The sequence below is a fragment of the Devosia sp. SD17-2 genome (assembly GCF_029201565.1).
GTDB lineage: Bacteria > Pseudomonadota > Alphaproteobacteria > Rhizobiales > Devosiaceae > Devosia.
The window spans coordinates 1,013,248-1,032,451 of record NZ_CP104002.1; the positions used below are offsets into that span (position 1 = coordinate 1,013,248).

At 63.0% G+C, this 19,204-nt stretch carries 18 protein-coding genes; 9 read left to right on the forward strand and 9 right to left on the reverse strand.

The features are described from left to right. The first annotated feature begins 8 nt into the window (after positions 1-8). From NYQ88_RS05065 to lhgO, 6 genes are all read left to right on the forward strand, one after another. The gene (locus NYQ88_RS05065) at positions 9-1,124 is read left to right on the forward strand and encodes an anhydro-N-acetylmuramic acid kinase (protein ID WP_275653867.1); all 1,116 of its coding nucleotides are present in this window, start codon (positions 9-11) and stop codon (positions 1,122-1,124) included. 285 nt (positions 1,125-1,409) lie between these two features. Then, on the forward strand, positions 1,410-2,288 hold the full coding sequence (gene rfbA, locus NYQ88_RS05070; RefSeq protein WP_275653868.1) for a glucose-1-phosphate thymidylyltransferase RfbA: 879 nt from the start codon (positions 1,410-1,412) through the stop codon (positions 2,286-2,288). A 2-nt stretch (positions 2,289-2,290) separates the two neighbouring features. Continuing rightward, positions 2,291-2,860 carry a dTDP-4-dehydrorhamnose 3,5-epimerase gene (rfbC, locus tag NYQ88_RS05075; RefSeq protein ID WP_275654849.1) on the forward strand — a complete coding sequence of 190 codons (570 nt, stop codon included), beginning with the start codon at positions 2,291-2,293 and terminating at the stop codon, positions 2,858-2,860. Next, positions 2,857-3,921: a dTDP-glucose 4,6-dehydratase gene (gene rfbB / locus NYQ88_RS05080; RefSeq protein ID WP_275653869.1), complete on the forward strand. Its 1,065-nt coding sequence runs from the start codon at positions 2,857-2,859 to the stop codon at positions 3,919-3,921. Before rfbC ends, rfbB begins: the two co-directional genes overlap by 4 nt. A gap of 8 nt (positions 3,922-3,929) precedes the next feature. Then, the gene (gene rfbD / locus NYQ88_RS05085; RefSeq protein WP_275653870.1) at positions 3,930-4,811 is read left to right on the forward strand and encodes a dTDP-4-dehydrorhamnose reductase; all 882 of its coding nucleotides are present in this window, start codon (positions 3,930-3,932) and stop codon (positions 4,809-4,811) included. Between the two features lie 56 nt (positions 4,812-4,867). Beyond that, the gene (gene lhgO, locus NYQ88_RS05090) at positions 4,868-6,067 is read left to right on the forward strand and encodes an L-2-hydroxyglutarate oxidase (protein WP_275653871.1); all 1,200 of its coding nucleotides are present in this window, start codon (positions 4,868-4,870) and stop codon (positions 6,065-6,067) included. On the opposite strand, the gene NYQ88_RS05095 is transcribed toward lhgO, so the two are convergent. Then, positions 6,068-6,601, reverse strand: coding sequence for a bacterial transcriptional activator domain-containing protein (locus NYQ88_RS05095; protein ID WP_275653872.1), 534 nt, complete (start codon positions 6,599-6,601; stop codon positions 6,068-6,070). It abuts the gene before it with no gap. A 354-nt stretch (positions 6,602-6,955) separates the two neighbouring features. Then, positions 6,956-7,723, reverse strand: coding sequence for a response regulator transcription factor (locus tag NYQ88_RS05100; RefSeq protein ID WP_275653873.1), 768 nt, complete (start codon positions 7,721-7,723; stop codon positions 6,956-6,958). A 363-nt stretch (positions 7,724-8,086) separates the two neighbouring features. Between NYQ88_RS05100 and NYQ88_RS05105 the strand changes: the two genes are divergently transcribed. Beyond that, positions 8,087-9,622, forward strand: a complete 1,536-nt coding sequence (locus NYQ88_RS05105) for an O-antigen translocase (protein WP_275653874.1) — start codon at positions 8,087-8,089, stop codon at positions 9,620-9,622. A 54-nt stretch (positions 9,623-9,676) separates the two neighbouring features. Here the strand turns inward: NYQ88_RS05105 and NYQ88_RS05110 are convergent, their stop codons facing one another. From NYQ88_RS05110 to NYQ88_RS05135, 6 genes are read right to left on the reverse strand one after another with little or no spacing between them, the layout of a single operon-like run. Then, positions 9,677-10,840 carry a DegT/DnrJ/EryC1/StrS family aminotransferase gene (locus NYQ88_RS05110; RefSeq protein ID WP_275653875.1) on the reverse strand — a complete coding sequence of 388 codons (1,164 nt, stop codon included), beginning with the start codon at positions 10,838-10,840 and terminating at the stop codon, positions 9,677-9,679. Next, positions 10,837-11,811, reverse strand: a complete 975-nt coding sequence (locus NYQ88_RS05115) for an NAD-dependent epimerase/dehydratase family protein (protein WP_275653876.1) — start codon at positions 11,809-11,811, stop codon at positions 10,837-10,839. Before NYQ88_RS05115 ends, NYQ88_RS05110 begins: the two co-directional genes overlap by 4 nt. Before the next feature lie 20 nt (positions 11,812-11,831). After that, positions 11,832-12,509, reverse strand: a complete 678-nt coding sequence (locus NYQ88_RS05120; RefSeq protein WP_275653877.1) for an acyltransferase — start codon at positions 12,507-12,509, stop codon at positions 11,832-11,834. Next, a complete protein-coding gene (locus NYQ88_RS05125; protein ID WP_275653878.1) occupies positions 12,493-13,596 on the reverse strand; it encodes a DegT/DnrJ/EryC1/StrS family aminotransferase in 1,104 nt (367 codons plus the stop codon). The genes NYQ88_RS05120 and NYQ88_RS05125 overlap by 17 nt, the downstream gene beginning before the upstream one ends. Continuing rightward, positions 13,593-14,630: a Gfo/Idh/MocA family oxidoreductase gene (locus NYQ88_RS05130; protein WP_275653879.1), complete on the reverse strand. Its 1,038-nt coding sequence runs from the start codon at positions 14,628-14,630 to the stop codon at positions 13,593-13,595. Before NYQ88_RS05130 ends, NYQ88_RS05125 begins: the two co-directional genes overlap by 4 nt. Beyond that, the gene (locus tag NYQ88_RS05135; protein ID WP_275653880.1) at positions 14,627-15,130 is read right to left on the reverse strand and encodes an acyltransferase; all 504 of its coding nucleotides are present in this window, start codon (positions 15,128-15,130) and stop codon (positions 14,627-14,629) included. Before NYQ88_RS05135 ends, NYQ88_RS05130 begins: the two co-directional genes overlap by 4 nt. Before the next feature lie 263 nt (positions 15,131-15,393). On the opposite strand from NYQ88_RS05135, the gene NYQ88_RS05140 reads away from it, so the two are divergent. Beyond that, positions 15,394-17,100 carry a type I secretion system permease/ATPase gene (locus NYQ88_RS05140; protein WP_275654850.1) on the forward strand — a complete coding sequence of 569 codons (1,707 nt, stop codon included), beginning with the start codon at positions 15,394-15,396 and terminating at the stop codon, positions 17,098-17,100. Further along, positions 17,093-18,442, forward strand: a complete 1,350-nt coding sequence (locus tag NYQ88_RS05145) for an HlyD family type I secretion periplasmic adaptor subunit (RefSeq protein WP_275653881.1) — start codon at positions 17,093-17,095, stop codon at positions 18,440-18,442. Before NYQ88_RS05140 ends, NYQ88_RS05145 begins: the two co-directional genes overlap by 8 nt. Here NYQ88_RS05145 and NYQ88_RS05150 read toward each other — a convergent pair whose 3' ends face one another. Next, positions 18,443-19,204 (reverse strand): CpsD/CapB family tyrosine-protein kinase, encoded by a 762-nt coding sequence (locus NYQ88_RS05150; RefSeq protein WP_275653882.1) that lies wholly within the window; start codon positions 19,202-19,204, stop codon positions 18,443-18,445.

Consider the following 19,204-nt stretch of genomic DNA (forward strand, 5'->3'; position numbering starts at 1 on the left):
TTTCTGCCATGGAACCGATCTGGACCATCGGCCTGATGACCGGCACCGTGCTCGACGGCAATATCGACATTGCCATGCTCAAGACCGATGGCGAGACCATCGCCGAGTTCGGGCCCTATACGCTGGCCCCCTACAATGCCGAGGTGCGCGCGCTGCTCGAAGAGACGCTGGCGGCGGCGCGGGCGTGGAATTTCGAGGGGCCGGAGCCGGAGATTTTTGCGCGGGCAGAAGCGGCACTGACCAAGGCACAGTCGCAGGCGGTGCTGGATTTCGTGGCGGCATCGGGCATGACGATGGCCGATATCGGCGTGGTCGGGTTCCACGGCCAGACGGTGTTGCACCGCGCGCCGCAGCCGGGGCGGATCGGCGATACGCGCCAGCTGGGCGACGGGGCGCTGATGGCCGAGATGCTGGGCACCAAGGTGGTCTATGATTTCCGCAGCGCCGATGTGAAATCGGGCGGGCAGGGCGCGCCGCTGGCCGCCACCTATCACCGGGCGCTGCTGCGAAAACTGGGCGTGGCCAAGGACACGGCCGTGCTCAATCTCGGTGGCGTGGCCAATGTGACCTATTGGGATGGCGAGGATGTGCTGGTGGCATTTGACACCGGTCCGGCCAATGCCCCGATCAACGACTTCATGAAGGCGCGCGGGCTTGGGGAAATGGACCGGGATGGCGCATTGGCGGCGACCGGATCGGTGGATGAGGAGCGGCTGGCAAAGCTGCTTGAGCACAAATATCTCGCGGCGGCCTATCCAAAGTCACTCGACCGGTTCGATTTCCCGGCCAGCATGGCTGACGGGCTCGATGATGCGACCGGGGCGGCAACGTTGACGGCGTTCACCGCCGGGGCCGTGGGCAAGGCGCTGGACCTGTTGCCGAGCCGGCCGACGCGGCTGATCGTGTCGGGTGGCGGGCGGCACAATCCGACGCTGATGAAGATGCTTGGCGAACGCGCCGGGGTCGAGGCGGTGAATGCCGACAGTGTGGGTTGGCGCGGCGATGCGGTGGAAGCGGAGTGCTTCGGGCTGCTGGCCGCGCGGGTTGTGCGCGGGCTGCCGATCAGTTTCCCAACCACGACAGGTGTGGCCCAGCCGATGCTGGGCGGGAAGGTCGTGGGGTAGGGTTTTTAGACGTTAGATCGGGGCGTTCGGGCCCCAATGCACTGCTTGACCCCACCTAGCCTCCCCCTGGTAAGGGGAGGGACTGGGCTGGTGGGTGTGGCTTGAGCGTGCCACGTACACGATGTGGCTCCTCCCCCTTCTTCAGGGGGAGGTTGGGTGGGGGGGCGGTCATCCTTCCCCAACGCTTGATAGCTCTAACGGCTATGGGGTTTTGGCCGGACGGTCGATTTCTTGTCTTGATCGCTGATGGTCCCATGCAGGCTCGTGCTGTGTGGGAGGTCGGTTGTGAAGGGCATCATCCTGGCGGGGGGGAGCGGGACGCGGCTTTATCCGCTGACGTTGGCGATCTCGAAACAGATCCTGCCGATCTACGACAAGCCCATGGTCTATTATCCGCTCAGCGTGCTGATGCGGGCGGGGATCCGGGAAATCCTCATCATATCGACGCCGCGGGATCTGCCCTGTTTTGAGGCGCTGCTGGGCGATGGCAGCGCGTTCGGGATCACACTTTCCTATGCCGAACAGGCCCAGCCCAATGGGTTGGCGGAGGCGTTTATCATCGGGCGGGAGTTTATCGGCGACGATCCCGTGGCGATGATCCTGGGGGACAATCTTTATTTCGGTGACGGGCTGGCCGATCTCACAAAGACGGCGGCGGCGCGGCAGGATGGCGCCACGATCTTTGCCTATCAGGTGGATGATCCGCAGCGCTATGGCGTGGTGACCTTTGACCAGTGCACCGGCAAGGCCGCGCGCATTGTCGAGAAGCCGGAGTTTCCGGAGTCGGACTGGGCGGTCACCGGGCTCTATTTCTATCCCAATGACGTGGTGGAAGTGGCGGCGGCGACAAAGCCCTCGGCGCGCGGGGAGCTCGAGATTACCTCGGTCAATAATGACTATCTGCAAAGGGGCCTGCTCAATGTCGCGCGGCTCGGGCGGGGCTATGCCTGGCTCGATACGGGGACGCATGAGAGCCTCCATGACGCGGCGTCGTTCGTGCGCACGATCGAGCAGCGGCAGGGGATGCAGATCGCCTGTCTTGAGGAGATCGGGCTCGAACTCGGCTGGCTTGATGCCGACCGGGCGATGGAACGGGCGCGGCAGCTGGGAGGATCGCGCTACGCCACCTATCTCAAGCGGCGGATCGGGGAGCTGGCGCTGTGAGTATTTCGGTACGACAGACCGGGCTGGCCGGTGTGCTGGAAATCCAGCCGCAAAAGCATGGCGATGAACGGGGCAGTTTTTGCGAGGTGTTCAATGCCGAGGATTTTGCCCGGCATGGGATTACGACCACATTCGTGCAGGACAATCATTCGGTGTCGCGCCAGCGCGGGGTGATGCGGGGGCTGCACTATCAATTGCGGCCGTTTGCGCAGGCCAAGCTGGTTCGGGTGGTGCGCGGGTCGATCTTCGATGTGGCCGCTGACATTCATCCGGCGTCGCCGACGTTCGGGCGTTGGGTGGGTGTGGAGCTTTCGGCGGAACGGTGGAACCAGCTGCTGGTGCCGGCGGGCTATGCCCATGGTTTCGTGACGCTCGAGCCGGACACAGAGGTGATCTACAAGGTGTCGCGGCCCTATAGCCGCGAGCATGAGCGGGCGGTGCGGTTCGATGATCCGCGCCTCGCCATCGACTGGCCGGTCGATGCGTCCGAGATGCAGCTTTCCGAAAAAGACCGATTGGCGCCGACGCTGGATGCGTCCGATCTCACGCAGGTGCTGGAGGAAGAGGCATGAGGGTTTTGGTGACCGGCGGCGCCGGCTTTATCGGTTCGGCCGTGTGCCGGCATCTGATGGAGGATCCGGACAATGTCGTGGTCGTGCTCGACAAGCTGACCTATGCCGGCAATCTGGCGTCGTTGGCTGGGCTCGAGGGGCGGCGCAATTTCACCTTTGTGCGCGGCGATATCTGCGATGGGGCACTGGTGAGCGGGCTGCTCGCCGAGCACGACATCGACCATGTCATGCATCTGGCGGCGGAAACCCATGTAGACCGCTCGATCGATGGGCCGGGGACATTCGTCGAGACCAATGTGGTGGGCACCTATGTGCTGCTGCACGCGGCGCTGACCTATTGGCAGGGGCTTTCGCCGGAGGGGCAGAAGGAATTCCGCTTCCACCATATCTCGACCGACGAGGTTTTTGGTGACCTGCCGTTTGACGGGAGCCTGTTTTCGGAAACGACGCCCTATGCGCCGTCCTCGCCCTATTCGGCATCGAAGGCCGCATCGGACCATCTGGCGCGGGCCTGGCATCACACCTATGGCCTGCCGGTGGTGCTGACCAATTGCTCGAACAATTACGGGCCCTATCATTTCCCCGAAAAGCTCATCCCGCTGATGATCCTCAGTGCGCTCGCCGAGAAGCCGCTGCCGGTCTATGGCACGGGCAGCAATGTGCGTGACTGGCTCTATGTCGAGGATCATGCGCGGGCACTGGCGCTGGTGAGCGCGCGGGGCACGGTGGGCGAGAGCTACAATATCGGGGGCAGGGCGGAATGCTCCAATCTCGAGATGGTGGAGGCCATTTGCGCACTGCTCGATGCGCGCGTGCCGCGAGCGCAGGGCGCGCTTTACGGCGATCTCATCAGTTTTGTAGCCGATCGGCCCGGGCATGACCGGCGCTATGCCATGGATATATCCAAGATCGAGCGGGAGCTGGGCTGGACACCGGTGGAGACGCTGGAGAGCGGTCTTGGCAAGACTGTGGACTGGTATCTGGCCAATGCCAGCTGGTGGCGGGAGCTTCAGCACTCCGGGGAGGCCACGGCGCGGCGGGGCAAGGCTTTGGCCTCATGAGAATATTGGTGAGCGGCAGGAGCGGGCAGCTGGCGCGCTGCCTGATGGAAAAGGCTGCGCTGCGCGGGGATATCGAGCTGATCGCCATCGGGCGACCGGAGCTGGACCTAATGCGGACCGAGACCCTGCTGCCGGTGCTCGAAGAGGTGCGGCCCGAGATGGTGATCTCGGCGGCGGCCTACACGGCGGTCGACAAGGCCGAGAGCGAGCCCACGGAGGCCTTTGCGATCAATTGTGACGGCGCGGGCGCGCTGGCGGCGGCAGCCGAGCGGGTCGGGGCCAGCGTGGTCCATATTTCGAGCGACTATGTCTTTGCCGGGGACAAGACCAAACCCTATGACGAGGGCGATCCGGCGTCGCCGCTGAGCGCCTATGGCCTTTCCAAATATGCAGGCGAGCTGGCGGTGAGCGCGGCCAATCCGAACAGCGTCATCCTGCGGACGGCCTGGGCGCACAGTCCCTATGGCGGCAATTTCATCCGCACCATGCTCAACCTCGCCACGACAAAGAAGACGGTCAATGTGGTTGGCGACCGCTATGGCTCGCCAACCTCGATGCTCGATGTGGCCGAGGCCATCCTCCACATCGCCGGTCGGATCGATGAGCGCAATTACGGGCTCTATCACCTGACCTGCCGGGGGAGCACCAGCTGGGCCGGGCTGGCGCGACATGTGTTTGCGGCGAGCCGGGCGGTGGGCGGTCCCTGGGCGGACGTGGCCGAGATTTCGGGCGATGACTACAAGGCGGCGGCGCAACGGCCCGTGGCCTCGCCGCTGGTTTCTGCCCTCTTTGAGCGCCGCTTCAGCTGGGCCATGCCCTCCTGGCAGCAAAGCGCTACGGAAGTGGCCCAGAGGATTGCCAGCGAAATGGTGTTGCTCAAGGCGCATTGACGCCGGCCGGCGACTGCCGGAGTCTTGGGACAAGCGGTTCGTTTGAGGACGCAGACATGCATTACGATCTCTGTGTCATCGGCGGTGGCATTGTCGGGTTGGCAACGGCCCGGGCGCTGCTCATGGCATGGCCGGGCGCGAAGCTCATCGTGCTGGAAAAGGAAGATCAGCTTGGCCTCCACCAGACCGGGCGCAATTCCGGTGTGATCCATTCTGGGATCTACTATGCGCCGGGAAGCCTCAAGGCGAAGCTCTGTCGGGCCGGAATGGCGCGGACCAAGGAATATTGCCAGGCCAAGGGCATTGCCTTTGAAGATCGCGGCAAGCTGATCGTCGCGACCTCGCCGCTCGAGGTGGAGCGGCTGCGGGCGCTCGAGGGAAGGGCGCAGGTCCACGGCATTGCGGTGGAGGCGCTGACGGGGGCAGAGATTTCGCGGAGGGAGCCGGCCATTGAAGGGCTGGCGGGCCTGCATGTGCCGTCCTCGGCGATCGTGAATTATGGGGCGGTGCTGGCGGCGATGGCCGAGGACGTGCGTGTTCTGGGCGGGGAGATCGCCATGGGCACGGCGCCGGTGGCGATCCGCGAGCGCATGGCGACGGTGGAACTCGACCTTGGTGATCTCAGCATGACCACCTCGGCGCTGATCGCCTGTGCGGGGTTACAATCGGACAGGGTGGCGCGCATGGCCGGGATGGATGTCGATTTCGCCATCGTTCCGTTCCGGGGCGAATATTACCGGCTGCCGCCGCATCGGAAGGGGCTTGTCCATGCCATGATCTATCCGGTGCCCGATCCGGACCTGCCATTTCTGGGCATTCACCTGACGCCGATGATCGACGGCAGTATCAGTCTCGGGCCCAATGCAGTGCTGGGCTTGGCGCGGGAAGGCTATGCCAAGGGGGCGGTGTCGCTGCGCGACATGGCCGACGAACTGCGGTTCCCCGGGCTCTGGAGGCTGATCCGCAAGAATCTCAAATCCGGACTGGATGAGATGGGCAATAGTCTGCTCGCCAGCCGCTATCTTGCTGCCTGTCGCAAATATTGCCCCCAGCTGGAGATCGCCGACCTCATGCCGATGCGGGCCGGCATACGGGCCCAGGCAGTGCGCCGCGACGGCGCAATGGTGCAGGATTTTCTCGTCCTCGAGACGGCGCGCATGCTGCATGTGTGCAATGCGCCCTCGCCCGCGGCGACCTCCTCGCTTCCCATTGCGGACTATATCGCCGAGCGTCTGCTGAGCCGGCTGCGGGATTGATTAAACCGCAGAGGCTCTGCTCAACAGGCTCTTGTAGAAGGCGACCGTTTCAGCGGTCGGGTTTACGCCCAGCTCGCGATTGAGCAGGCTGCTGCACTGTTCGTAGACATGGCGCAGCAGCGTGAAATCGCCATTGAGGGCCGCCTCATACATGAGCGCGCGATGCGCGCCCTCGTGGAAGGGGTCCTCATCCAGGAGGCGCGTCGCACAGAAGTGACGCTCCTGATGGGTGAGCAGGCTGGTGGGCAGGACGGCCTGCGAGATGGCGTTTATGAAGTCAAAACGCAGTGCGGTCCGGTGATGATCGAGCCATTCCTCGAACCCCTGGCCGGCCGGTTTATGGGCCCCCAGAAGGTCGCCGCCGTAAATCTCGCAGAGGCGGACCCAAGCCTTGGGCCCGGGCGTCGCAATGAGACTACGGAACTCGATCAGGTCTGTGTAGACGTCATCCTGCTCCGTGAGCCAGACCATATTGGCATCGCTGGTCAGCAGCTGAAAGCCATGCTCCTGCTGAAAGCGCCGAATCCTGGCCACGGTCTGGCGCACATCCGCACTGACTTGCTCCGACGCTCCCTCGGACCAAATCAGATTTGCTATGCGTCTGCGAGAGATTGGCTGCCCTCGGCCCTCGATGATGAGATAAGAAAGTATTCGCAGAAAGTGGAAAGTGGGGTAGACAATTTTCCCTGAAGCGAAGACGTTGCAGTCACCGAGTAGTCTTATAGTTACATTTGTAGTGTTATTGTTGATATCGCGCATAACCTAACGACCCGCGTTTAGATTATTAAAGAAGGGGTTTGATCCGATACGCCCCCCGGCGCGTGATCAATTCTGTCAATATTTCTGTCACATATGTCCTCGCCACTTCATCTTTCTAATGTACCACACTTACGCAGAGGTGCGAATCGAAGGGGTGTCGTAGAGCGGACGGCGGTCGAGCGAGCGGAACACTGCTGCGGCCTGGGTCCGGTTGTGCACCTTCAACTTGCGGATAATGTTGTGAACGTGGACTTTGACCGTGTGCTCGGACAAGGCCATCTTCGAGGCGATGATCTTGTTCTGCAGCCCGTCGGACATCAGTTCGAGAACTTCTGCCTCACGAGAGGACAGTACGCCTGCCGAGTCCGCGTGCGGATCGGATGCGTTGCTTGGACCGCGACGGGACAGGAAGCCCCGAGCAGCAGAGCGCGGCGAGACCACATGCGGGAAATATTCGCCGCCATTCAAAAGCAACCAGATCGTGGCAAGCCAGACATTGATCGGCAGATTGAACGGGACGAGGCCCTGGATGGCGCGTTCTGCTACAACAGCGCGCAAGGCAGGATCATCATTCCAGCCACCCTCGACCATGAGGGCAATCTGGGCATTCGGGTAATTTTCGCGGCATTCGCCCATCAGTGTGGAGACACTGCGGAAGGCGAAGGCGTCGATAAGAATGAGGCGCGGTTCAAATTCTGCGCTGTCATCATCTGGTATCTGACTGGACAGGACGATTTTGACCGACGGGAAACATTTCTGCATTGAGCTGAGAAGGCTCTGGAATGCTACGCCCGTGTCGCCGAGAATAAGTATTCCCGACTTTCCTGTACTTTGCATTGTTGTGTTCTGCCAAAAAGCGTATGCACCTGACTCTTCGACGCTGGATGGTTCGACCATCTTATCCCTCATTTGAACGGTAGATTTACTTACCGGACGACCTGATCACAGTTGGCGTGACACGTGCGTGACTCGCATCAAGTTTTCATAAAATAGTTCAAAAGGTTGGCTGCGTTCGATTTAGAGAACGCCGTCAAGAGGGGTGACCGCAGACCATATGGGTTACACCCTAAGGGCGCGGTCGGCCGGTGCCTTTCCGCGGCAATGCGCGGAAAAGTCCCAGCTGGCACGGGTTTGGCCAAGGGCCGGACGAGGCGCTTAGCCAGGACGATGTAGAATCGCATCGAAAGGCCACGGCTTGGTTGATTGCCCCCATCGAACGGCTCCGCAACATTGTGACCAGACCAGTATCGGAGCGATCGCATGGGTGCCGCAGGGGACGAACAGAGGGAGGAGAGCCGGCGCTACGGCGACATCATCAAGTCGATGTCGGTTATCGGGCTCTCGCAAATGATCAGCATTGCGCTGTCGATTTTGCGGATAAAAGTCCTGGCGGTGTTGCTTGGTCCAACCGGCGTTGGTCTGTTCGGTCTTTATAATGTCATCCTCGATCTGGGTGCCGGCATCGCCGGCATGGGTGTGCAGTCTAGTGGAGTCAGGCAGGTAGCGATCGCCGTGGCCGAGGCCGATACGGCGCGCATCGCCTTGGTGGCGCAGACAATTTCTCGACTTTCGATCCTGCTCGGGGTCATCGGAGCGGTGCTCCTCTTTCTCCTGGCAGGCCCCGTCTCGGTGCTGACCTTCGGCACGGAGGCCAATGCGCCCGCGATCGGGCTGCTTGGTGCCGCCCTGTTCCTGCGCATCATTGCCGGATCTCCCTTCGCCCTTATTCAGGGCAGCCGGCGCATGGGAGATCTGGCGCGCATGACGGTCCTGGGCGCCGTTCTCAATACTGTGGTGGCGATTGTCCTTGTCTATTTCCTCGGTGAGGCCGGGGTCGTGTTATCGCTGGTCGCGATGGCCTTCACCTCTTGGCTGGCGGCGATCTGGTATGCTCGCCAGATCAAATTGCCGCGAGCGAAGCTGCGGTGGTCGTCTTTCAGTGCCGAGACGCGTGTTTTGCTCGGTCTGGGGTTTGCTTTCATGGCGAGCGGCATACTGACGGTCGGCGCCGCCCTGGCGATTCGCGTTCTGGTGACGCAGCACGACGGATTGGAGGCTGCCGGCAATTACCAGGCCGCGTGGGCGCTGGGCGGCATCTACGTCGGCTTTATCCTCCAGGCGATGGGGACCGATTTCTATCCGCGCCTGTCGAGGCTCGCCAATGACCATGCAGCTGCCAATAGGCTGGTCAACGAGCAGGCGCGCGTCAGCATGCTGCTGGCCGGTCCGGGGCTGCTGGCGACCATCGCGCTCTCGCCGCTGGTGATCATTGCCTTTTACTCGAGCGCTTTCGCAGACGCCGTTCCGGTCCTGCGCTGGCTGTGTCTGGGCATGCTGCTTCGGGTGATGGCCTGGCCGATGGGGTATCTGATCCTCGCCAAGGGCAAGCAGGCGATGTTCTTCTGGACCGAGGTCGCCGCCACGACGGTTCATGTCGGGCTGGCCTATATCCTGATAGACACGCTGGGCCTTCAAGGGGCCGGCATTGCTTTTGCTGGTCTCTATATTTGGCATGGCGTGTTAATCAATATCCTCGTCGGGCGGCTGACCGGCTTTGTCTGGTCTTCCGAGAATGTTCAACTCGCCAGTTTGTTCCTTTTGCAGGTCGTCGTTGCGCTCGGCGCCGCTGAATATCTGCCGGGATTGGAAGGTGTTCTGATCGGATTGGGCGTGACAGCGGTGGCCTGCTGGATGTCGCTCTCCCAACTTGTCCGCATCTTTCCGGAAAAGTGGATCCCCTCGCCAGTGCGGCCGCTGATTTATCGCGTTGTCGGCTATCGACCGGAAACTGCATAAGAAAAGGCCGCCGTTCGGGGGGAACGGCGGCCCGCCTGGGCGCGGAGTCCAGGCTCAGGCGGCGAGGGTTGCCGCCAGCTCGTCGACGACGTAGTGCACGTCGTCATCGCTCATCTGCACATAGAGCGGCAGGATGATCGTATTGTTTTGCGCTTTTTCGGAGCGCGTGAGGTCACCGGCGGTGCGGAACAGGCCCGGCGCTGCATAGGCCGGCTCGAGATGGGTGTTCATGACGCCGCGACGGGTGGAGATGTTGCGATCGAGCAGGGCCTGCATGATGCGGACCTGATCGGCGCCCTCCGGAAGGGTCACGCAATAGCTCTGCCAATTGCTGCGGGCCCAGTCGGGTTCGACGGGCGGCTGGACATCGAGGGCCGAGAGGCGGGTGGTGTAGAGCGCGGCGAGAAAGCGGCGGCGGGAGAGGATTTCAGGCAGGCGCGAAAGCTGGACGCGGCCGATGGCGGCCTGCACGTCGGTCATGCGGTAATTATAGCCGAGGGTTTCGTAGCTCTCGAAGATCACTTTCGCCGCGCCGTGGCGGACGGTGTCCGGCACGCTCATGGCGTGTTGGCGCAGGAGCCGGAAGTGCCGGTCGTATTCGGGATTGCGTGTGGTCAGCATGCCGCCGTCGCCGGTGGTGATGACTTTGCGCGGGTGGAAGGAGAAGCAGGCGATGTCGGCATGCGAGCGGCCGATGCGCTGCCAGTTCCCGTCGACCAAGATCTCGCTGCCTGAAGCGCAGGCGGCGTCCTCGATGACCTTCAAACCACGTTCGGCGGCGATGGCCATGATGGCGGCGAGATCGCAGGGCATGCCGAGTTGGTGGACGCAGAGGATCGCTTTGGTGCGCGGGGTGATGGCGGCGGCGATCTTTTCGGGGTCAATGTTGAAGCTATTTTCGGCAATGTCGACAAAGACCGGCACGGCACCGCAATAGCGGATGGCATTGGCCGTGGCGATGAAGGAATGGCTGACAGTGATCACCTCATCGCCCGGCTGGATGCCGATGGCGATCAGCGCCATGTGCAGCGCCGTCGTGCAATTGGAGACGGCGCAGGCATGTGGGGCGCCGACATAGGTGGCGAATTCTTCCTCGAACCGGGCGACTTCCGGTCCCTGGGTGACCCAGCCGGAGAGGATGACGCGGCGCGTGGCCACGGCCTCTTCCTCGCCGAGGACCGGCCGGGCGACGGGGAGCTGGCGCATGGGCTTGTTCATGCCACTTCACTCCGTTGCGTCATGCGGCTGGCCTGCCACCAGGAGACGAGATCGGCCATGCCGGCCTCGAGCGAGATCTGGGTGCTAAAACCGATATCGCGCGCGGCTTTCACCGTGGAGGCCAGGCGACGGGGCACGGGGTTCACCTTGCGGGCGGGCTCGTGGATGGGCGTCAGGGAGGAGCCCATTACGTCAAGCAGGAGCTGTGCGAGGTCGCGCAGGCTGATCTCGCTGCCGCTGGCGACGTTAAAAACCTCGTCGCTGATATCGGATTGGGCCGCCAGCATATTGGCGCGGGCAATATCCCGGACATGGACGAAATCCATGGTCTGGGTGCCATCGCCCATGATGATGGGGGGCAGGCCCGCGGCGATGCGCTCCATCCAGCGGATCAGCACTTCGGTATAGGCGCCGTGCACATCCATGCGCGGGCCATAGACGTTGAAATAGCGCAGGGCGACGTATTTGAGGCCGTACATCTCGTTGAAACTGCGCAAGAGGGCTTCGTTATAGACCTTGGCGGCGCCGTAGATGGTGCGGTTGTTGTAGGAATGGTGCTCTTCGGTGGTGGGGTAAATGTCGGCGGCGCCCAGCACCGAGGCGGAGGAGGCGGCGACGACTTTTTGAACGCCGGCGTTCACTGCGGCTTCGAGCACGTTGAAGGTGCCGGTGGCGAGAACGTCATGGGCAAGACGCGGTTCTTCGGCGCATTGGGTGATGCGGATTGCGGCCTGGTGGAAGAGAATGTCGATGCCGGCCATGGTCTCGGCGACTTTGGCAGTGTCGCGGATGTCGCCCTCGACAATGGTGACATTGGCCAGGCGCCGGGCGGTTTCGAGGTTATCGAGGCGCCCGCGCACGAAATTGTCGAGGATGACGATCTCGGCCGGCGCCTCGAGCGCGACCAGGTCGGCGATGTGGGAGCCGATCAGTCCGGCGCCGCCAGTGATCAGAATGCGCTTGCCTCTCATGACTGAAAAATCCTTCTGGTTCAGCGCTGGCGCAGCACGCGGGCGGGGACGCCGGCGGCTACGGTAAAAGGGGGGATATCGGTGTTGACGACGGCGCCGGCTCCGATGATGGCGCCTTCGCCAATGGTGACGCCGGGCAGGATGGTGGCATTGGTGCCGATATCGGCGCCCGCGCCGATGCGGACCGGCTTGATTTCGAGATCGGTGGCGATAACCGGGACATCGGTGGGCAGGCCGGTGTGCTGGGAGCCCAGCACTTTGGCGCCGGGCCCCCAGCCGACGTGATCGCCAAGCTCGAGATTGCGGGCGTCGAAATAGGCCTGCGGGCCAATCCAGACCTGATTGCCGATCTTGCAATGGCCATCAAAGCGGCCCTGGATATAGGCGCCGGCGCCGATGAAGACATTGGTGCCGATTTCGAAGGTTTCGAGATGCTTGAAGCCAACCTGGCTGCCGACTTGCAGGCCTGACCCGCAGGCGCGGGCGCCAGCCTTGAAGATCAGTTTTCGCATCAGCGCATCTAGCCGGCCGTCGCCGGTGGCAAAGCGCGCATAGGCGTCCAGCAGGTGCCCGTCGTAATTTTCGGCCAGCCATTCGGCAAAGCCGGCCTCGAAGGCAGGGTCGCTAGCGGACGTGTTCCGGCCGTGAATGGCCTTGACCGTGCGGGCGATGGCGGGTTCGTCAAGCAGCGTAGACATCTTGCCTCACCGCATCGGCGATGTAGGCGACATCGCGTTCGGACAGTTCCGGATAAAGGGGGAGGGAGAGCACGCTGTCGGCGGCGGCCTCAGCCTCAGGAAAATCGCCGCGCTGTTGGCCGAGATCAGCATAGGCGGGCTGGAGGTGCACCGGCACCGGATAATGAAGACCAGTTTCGATGCCCTCGTGCAGGAGGCGGGCGCGCAGGCCGTCGCGATCCGTGCTGCGGACGGCAAAGACGTGCCAGACGTGGCGATTGCCCTCCATTTCGGCGGGGGTGATCACATCGGACCCGGCGAGCAGTTTTGTGTAGAGGCGGGCGCGGGCGCGGCGGGCCTCGGTCCACTCTTCGAGCTGACGGAGCTTGACCCGCAAGATGGCGCCCTGAATGGCGTCCATGCGGTAATTATAGCCTTCCATGACGTGGTGGTAACGGCGCTCCTGGCCCCAGTCGCGGAGCATGCGGATTTTTCGCGCCTGTTCGTCATTGCTGGTGACGACGATGCCGCCTTCGCCATAGGCGCCAAGGTTTTTGCCGGGATAGAAGCTGAAACAGCCCGAGACCCCGATACTGCCGGCGCGCTGGCGATCATATTCGGCGCCATGGGCCTGGCAGGCATCTTCGATGACCGCGAGGCCGTGGCGGGCGGCGATGATGAGGATGTCGTTCATCGGCGCCATTTGCCCGTAAAGATGCACTGGCAGGATGGCCTTGGTGCGCGGAGTGATGGCCGCTTCGATCTTGTTGGGATCGATGTTGAACGTTGTAGGATCGATGTCCACGAAAACCGGGCGGGCACCGATATAGCGGATGGCGGCGGCCGAGGCGATGAAGGTGAAGGGGGAAGTGATGACCTCGTCGCCCGCCTTGATGCCGGCGGCAATGAGCGCGAGATGGAGCGCGCTGGTGCCGGTATTGACGGCAATGGCGTGGCGCGTGCCGCAATAGTACGCGAACTCTTCCTCGAAGGCTTTCACTTCATCGCCCAGCACGTAATGGCCGGAGCGCAGGACATTGGTGACCGCGCTTTCGATCTGCTGCTGGATGAGGGCGTATTGCGCCCGAAGGTCTAGGAACGGGATCATGAGAACACCTTTTCGCGGGCGAGTTCGACAACGGAACCGCCCTGGGCCATCGACTGGGTCGCGGCTTCGAGAATCTTGACGACGCGCAGGCCTGCAGCGCCGTCGGCGATGGGTTTGGTGCCGCGTTCAACGCAGGACACGAATTCGGCGAGCTCGGAGCCGAGGGCTTCGGTGATGTCGAGCTGGGGCGCCGACATGTCGCCGGCGCGGTAGCCGATGCGCATCTGATTGCGACGTTCGCCGGCCTTGGGGGCCATGGGGTCAATGGTCAGCCCGCGATCGTAGATCTTGATTTTTTCGCTGGGCTCGAGGTCGTCATAGACCACCATCTTGCGGCTGCCGCCGACGAGGGTGCGGCGCACCTTGAGCGGGGCCAGCCAGTTGACGTGGATATGGGCCATCAACTTGCAGTCGTAATGCAGGTTGAGGTAGGCGATGTTTTCCGGCGAGCCTTCAATGTGGGACATGCCGAGCGCCGAGACGGCGACGGGCTGGGCGCCGATGACATAGTCCATGATGGACAGGTCATGGACGGCAAGGTCCCACATGACGCTGACGTCGTGCTGGAAGATGCCCAAATTTACCCGGACGGAGTCGTAGTAGTAGAGCTCGCCGAGGTCGTTGCGGATGATGTCGCGCAGTTTCTTGACCGCGCCGGTGTGGATGAAGGTGTGATCCACGGCGACGACCAGACCGCGCCGGTCGGCTTCATCGATGAGGCGGCGGGCCTCTTCGGCGGTGGCGGTGATGGGCTTTTCGACAAAGACGGACTTGCCCGCCTTGAGGCACTTCATCGCCAGCTCGAAATGGCTCGAGACCGGGGTGGCGATAGCGACTGCGTCGACCTTGGGGTCGTTGAGGACGTCATTCATGTCCTCGGTGATCTGGACCGCCGGATAGCGCGAGCGCAACCGGGCGAGGCGCTCGGTCTGCAGATCGCACACCCAGCGCAAATCGACCGTGGGAATATCGGAGAAATTGCGGACCAGATTGGGCCCCCAATATCCATAGCCAATGACACCGATGCCGATCATGACTGAAGCTCTTTCTGGTGAGGCTGGGGGGCGGCCGGCGCCTGGTGGCGCATCGGCCGCGCGGGAACGCCGGCGACGGTTTGTCCGGGCGCAACGTCGCGGGTGACGACGGAGCCGGCGCCGATGAGGGCGCCTTCGCCAATGGTGATGCCGGCAAGGATGGTGGCATTGGAGCCGATGGAGGCATTGCGGCAGACGCGCGTGGGAACCACGGACCAGTCGGCCGCCCCCTGCAGTTCACCACTCTCGGTGGTGGCGCGCGGGTAGAGGTCGTTGGTGAACATCACGCCGTGGCCGATGAACACGCCGTCCTCGATAACGACGCCTTCGCAGATGAAGGAATGGCTCGATATCTTGCAGTTCTCGCCAACACTGGCGTTCTTCTGGATTTCCACGAAGCTGCCGACGCGACTGTTCCTGCCGATCGAGCAGCCGTAGAGATTGACGAGGTCGGGCTGGAAGATCACCACGCCCTCACCCATCGTCACCTGCTGCATCATGGTCTTGCCCTCTTGCCGGCAGCGGTTCGCCGGTGTTGGACAAAAATCTAGCGACGCCCCGGTTGGCAGCAATTTTCCAATGTATCTAGGCAAGTAACCCGGCCAGCAGGGACGGCGGCCGATAAGCGGCTTTCTGCTTAGCTTGGTGCGCTGGTATAAGTAGATAGAGCTAGCGAGGCGGGGCGCGCCCGCTTGCTATCGGTAAGGGCCTGTCGGTGGCGCCTTGTCACGACACGGTTGTTCGCGAGGAGGCCGTCTTGTCGATGATGGTTGCCAGCGCTGCCCCCAATTCGCTCGGCGACGTGGTGCGCCAGGCGCGTGGGCATTTGATTGTGCTGTTTCTGCTCAGCGTCACCTCCAACATATTGATGCTGACCGGCTCGGTTTTCATGCTGCAGGTCTATGACCTCGTCATTCCGAGCCGCTCGCCGGAAACGCTGGTGGCGCTGACGGCGCTGGTGGTGGTGCTGTTCGGCTTTTACGCTGTCATCGAGTGGATCCGGGCGCGTATGGCAGGGCGCATCGGGGGACTTCTGCACGACCGGCTGAGCCAGCGCCTGTTTCCGCTGACCATGCGGATGAAGCTTAACCAGAGCCATCTGCGGCTGAGCAATCCGGTGCAGGATCTCGACCAGGTGCGCATGTTTGTCTCCGGGCCGGGGGCGATTTCGCTGCTCGATGTGCCCTGGGTGCCGATCTATCTGGCGCTGGCGTTTTACCTGCATCCCTGGCTGGGCATGCTGGCGCTGGCGGGTGGGCTCATGATGACGCTGTTGCTGGTGCTCAACGAGCTGAATTCGCATCGGCCTGCCATGGCGACGACTGCCGCAGCGGCGGAACGGGCCGCGCTGTCGCGCGACGCCGACACAAATGCGGAATCTATCTTTGCCATGGGCATGCAGGACGCGGTGACCCATCGCTGGGGCCGCGCCGCCGAACAATTGGTGCGCACCCAGACGCGTTCGTTCGACCGCATGGCGTTTTACGGGTCACTCACCAAGGGGTTTCGCTATCTGCTGCAGTCTGCCGTGCTGGCACTGGGGGCGTATCTCGTCATTCAGAACCAGGCGACGGGCGGGGTGATGATCGCGGCCTCGATCCTCACGTCGCGGGCGCTGGCGCCGATCGAGCAGGTGGTGGCGCACTGGCGCAATTTCGTCAGCGCACGGCAGGCGGGAGGCAGGGTCAATCGCATGCTGCAGGTTTCGCTCGAGCCAGTGCGGCCGACGCGGCTCCCGATCCTGCGCCAGAGCGTCAGCGTTGAAAATCTCTCAACCGGGATCGACCGTGATCATGCTCCAGTGGCACGCGGCGTGAATTTTACGCTCAATGCCGGCGACGGCCTCGGGATCATCGGGCCCTCGGGCGCCGGAAAATCCTCGGTGGCCCGGGCGCTGGTGGGTGTCTGGCCGGTGCTGGCCGGGGCGATCCGGCTGGATGGGTCGGAGCTGGCGCATTTCGACGCCAAGGAACTGGGCGCGGCCACCGGATATCTGCCGCAGGCGGTGGAACTGCTCGACGGCACGATTGCCGAAATTATCGGCCGGTTCGACGAGAACCACGATACCGAGGCTATCCTCGAGGCGGCCTGGGCCGCAGGGGTGCATGGGCTCATCTCATCCCTGCCCAATGGCTACGAAACCCGGCTGGGTCCGCACGGCTCCAACCTTTCGGCAGGGCAGCGCCAGCGTGTCGGACTTGCACGGGCCCTTTATGGAAACCCTTTTCTGATTGTGCTCGACGAGCCCAATTCCAATCTGGACATGGAGGGGGACGAGGCGTTGACCGGGGCGATCCTGAACGCGCGCAGGCGGGGGGCGATCGTCGTGGTCGTGGCCCATAGACCAAGCGCGGTCGCGGCGGTGGACAAGCTGTTGTTCATGCGCGATGGCCGACAGGCGGCGTTCGGCAACAAGGGTGAGGTGCTCGAACAGGTGGCGCTGCCGCCCGCGCGGGGCCGCGATGCGTGATCCCCTGCGCCTTGGCGGGCCGAGAATAAAGCCGCTCCGGCCGCAGGACCATTTCCTTGGGAGCCTGCACCGCCATGCCGTGCTCGGGCTGATCGTTGTCGCGGTACTGGTGCTGGGGCTCGGCGGCTGGGTCGCTCTGGCTCAGGTCGAGAGCGCGGTGATCGCCCAGGGGATCGTGGTGGTGGAGGGTGGTTCGCGAAAAGTCCAGCATCCGGAAGGTGGTATCGTTCGCGAGATCCTCGTGGCGGACAATGATGAAGTCACCACGGGACAATTGCTGGTGCGGCTCGACGATGTGTTCGCGCAGGCCGAACTGGGCGTGATGAAGACCCAACTGCGTGAAGCGCTTGGGACCAGTGCCCGGCTTTCTGCCGAGAGCGTTGGGAGTACGTCCATGACCATGCTCAAGGTGGCGGGTGTGCTCGAAGGCGACCCGCTGCTCGAGCAGGTGCTGGTCGAGCAGCTTCGCCTGTTGATGACGCGAAAACAGTCACTCGACAGCTCGGTGTCCCGGATCAAGGAATTGATGACCGAGAAAGAAGCGCTGATCGCCGGGCAGGAGGCCCAGATCACCGCTTATTCCAGCCAGCTCGATATTGTCACTGAGGAACTGGGGCAGCTCGAAACCCTGACCGGGCAGGCGCTGGTGTCGAACCAGCGCGTCAATGATGTCCGGCTCAGCAAGGCGGAGATCGAGGGGCAATTGGCGGGCGTGCGTTCCGCCATTGCCTCGACGCAAAGCTCAATCGCGGAGTTGCGGCTGCAGTCCGAGCAGACGGTGAGCGATTTTCGGAGCCAGGCGCTGGTGGAGTTGCAGCGGGTCTCGCAGACGATAGCGGAGGTGAGCGAGAAGATCATCGCGGCTGAAGCCCGGCTCGCGCGGCTGGAAATTCGCGCGCCCGTCGACGGGATTGTGCACGAATCGAGCGTGCATACAGTGGGTGGAGTGGTGTCGCCCGCCGATGTACTGATGCTGATCGTGCCGCGCGCGGTCCACCTGGTGGTTGATCTGCGGGTGCGGCCCACGGACGTGACCCGGCTTCATGTGGGCCAGCCGGCCGATGTGCGCCTGTTGAGCTTTGACACGCGCAGCACGCCGCTGTTGGTTGGCAAGGTCGACGCGATTGCGCCTGATCTGCTGCGCGATCCGGTGACGGGGATGGACTATTTCTCGGTGCGGGTCGATGTGGCCGATGAGGAATTGATCAATCTTCCGGCCGACGCGCAGCTGACGCCGGGCATGCCGGCCGAGGGCTTTTTCCAGACGGGCGCGCGGTCCGTCTGGTCTTATCTGATGGGGCCGATCGAAGAGCGGTTTCTCCGGACATTCCGGGAAGGCTGATCAGACCTGGTAATTGCTGTTCTTTCCGGTTTCGTAGCGGCATTTGTTGAGCACGACGCCGAGGAGACGGGTCCGCTCGCTCAGCTGACGTTCGGCTACGTCGATATCGGCGACCGTGCTTTCTTCAGCGGCGACGACAAGCAGGCTGGCCTCGACCCGAGGAAGGAGGCCCAGGCACTCGTCGCCTTCGACGAGGGCCGGCAGATTGTAGACGATGATGTCGGCACCAAGCTCGGTCTTGAGCCGGTTCAACACCGCCGTCGCCGTGGCGCCGTGGAGCAGTTCGGCGACGTGATTGGTTGAGGGGGCGCTGGTGCCGACGACGAGATTGTCGCCGAAGCGGACGAGAAAATCCTCGCTCCGGCATTTGCCGCGCAGGAAATCCTCGGTCGAGTAGCGTCCCGAGTGCCCGAAGATGCGGGAAAGGTTGTGGCCGCGCAATTCGAGGTCGATCAGCGCCACCTTGAAATTCTCAAGCCGGGCGAGACTGATGGCCAAATTTGCTGCCACGGTGGCCCTGCCGCAATCGGCCGTCGGAGCGGAAATGCCCAGTGTGTTCCAGCCGTGCTCTCTGGCGTCGCGCAGCACTTTGGTGCGCAGGACATCAAAGGCCTCGGCGCCGGGATCGCGACGGTTGAGCGCGATAACCCGCTGGCGCTCAAGCCGCCAGATGTCGAGCTCGAGGGGGGCGAGGGCCGACCAGGCCAGTTCTAGATTGGGATTGGCCATGAGTGGGCCGAGATCTCCGTTGAGTGTGTCCAT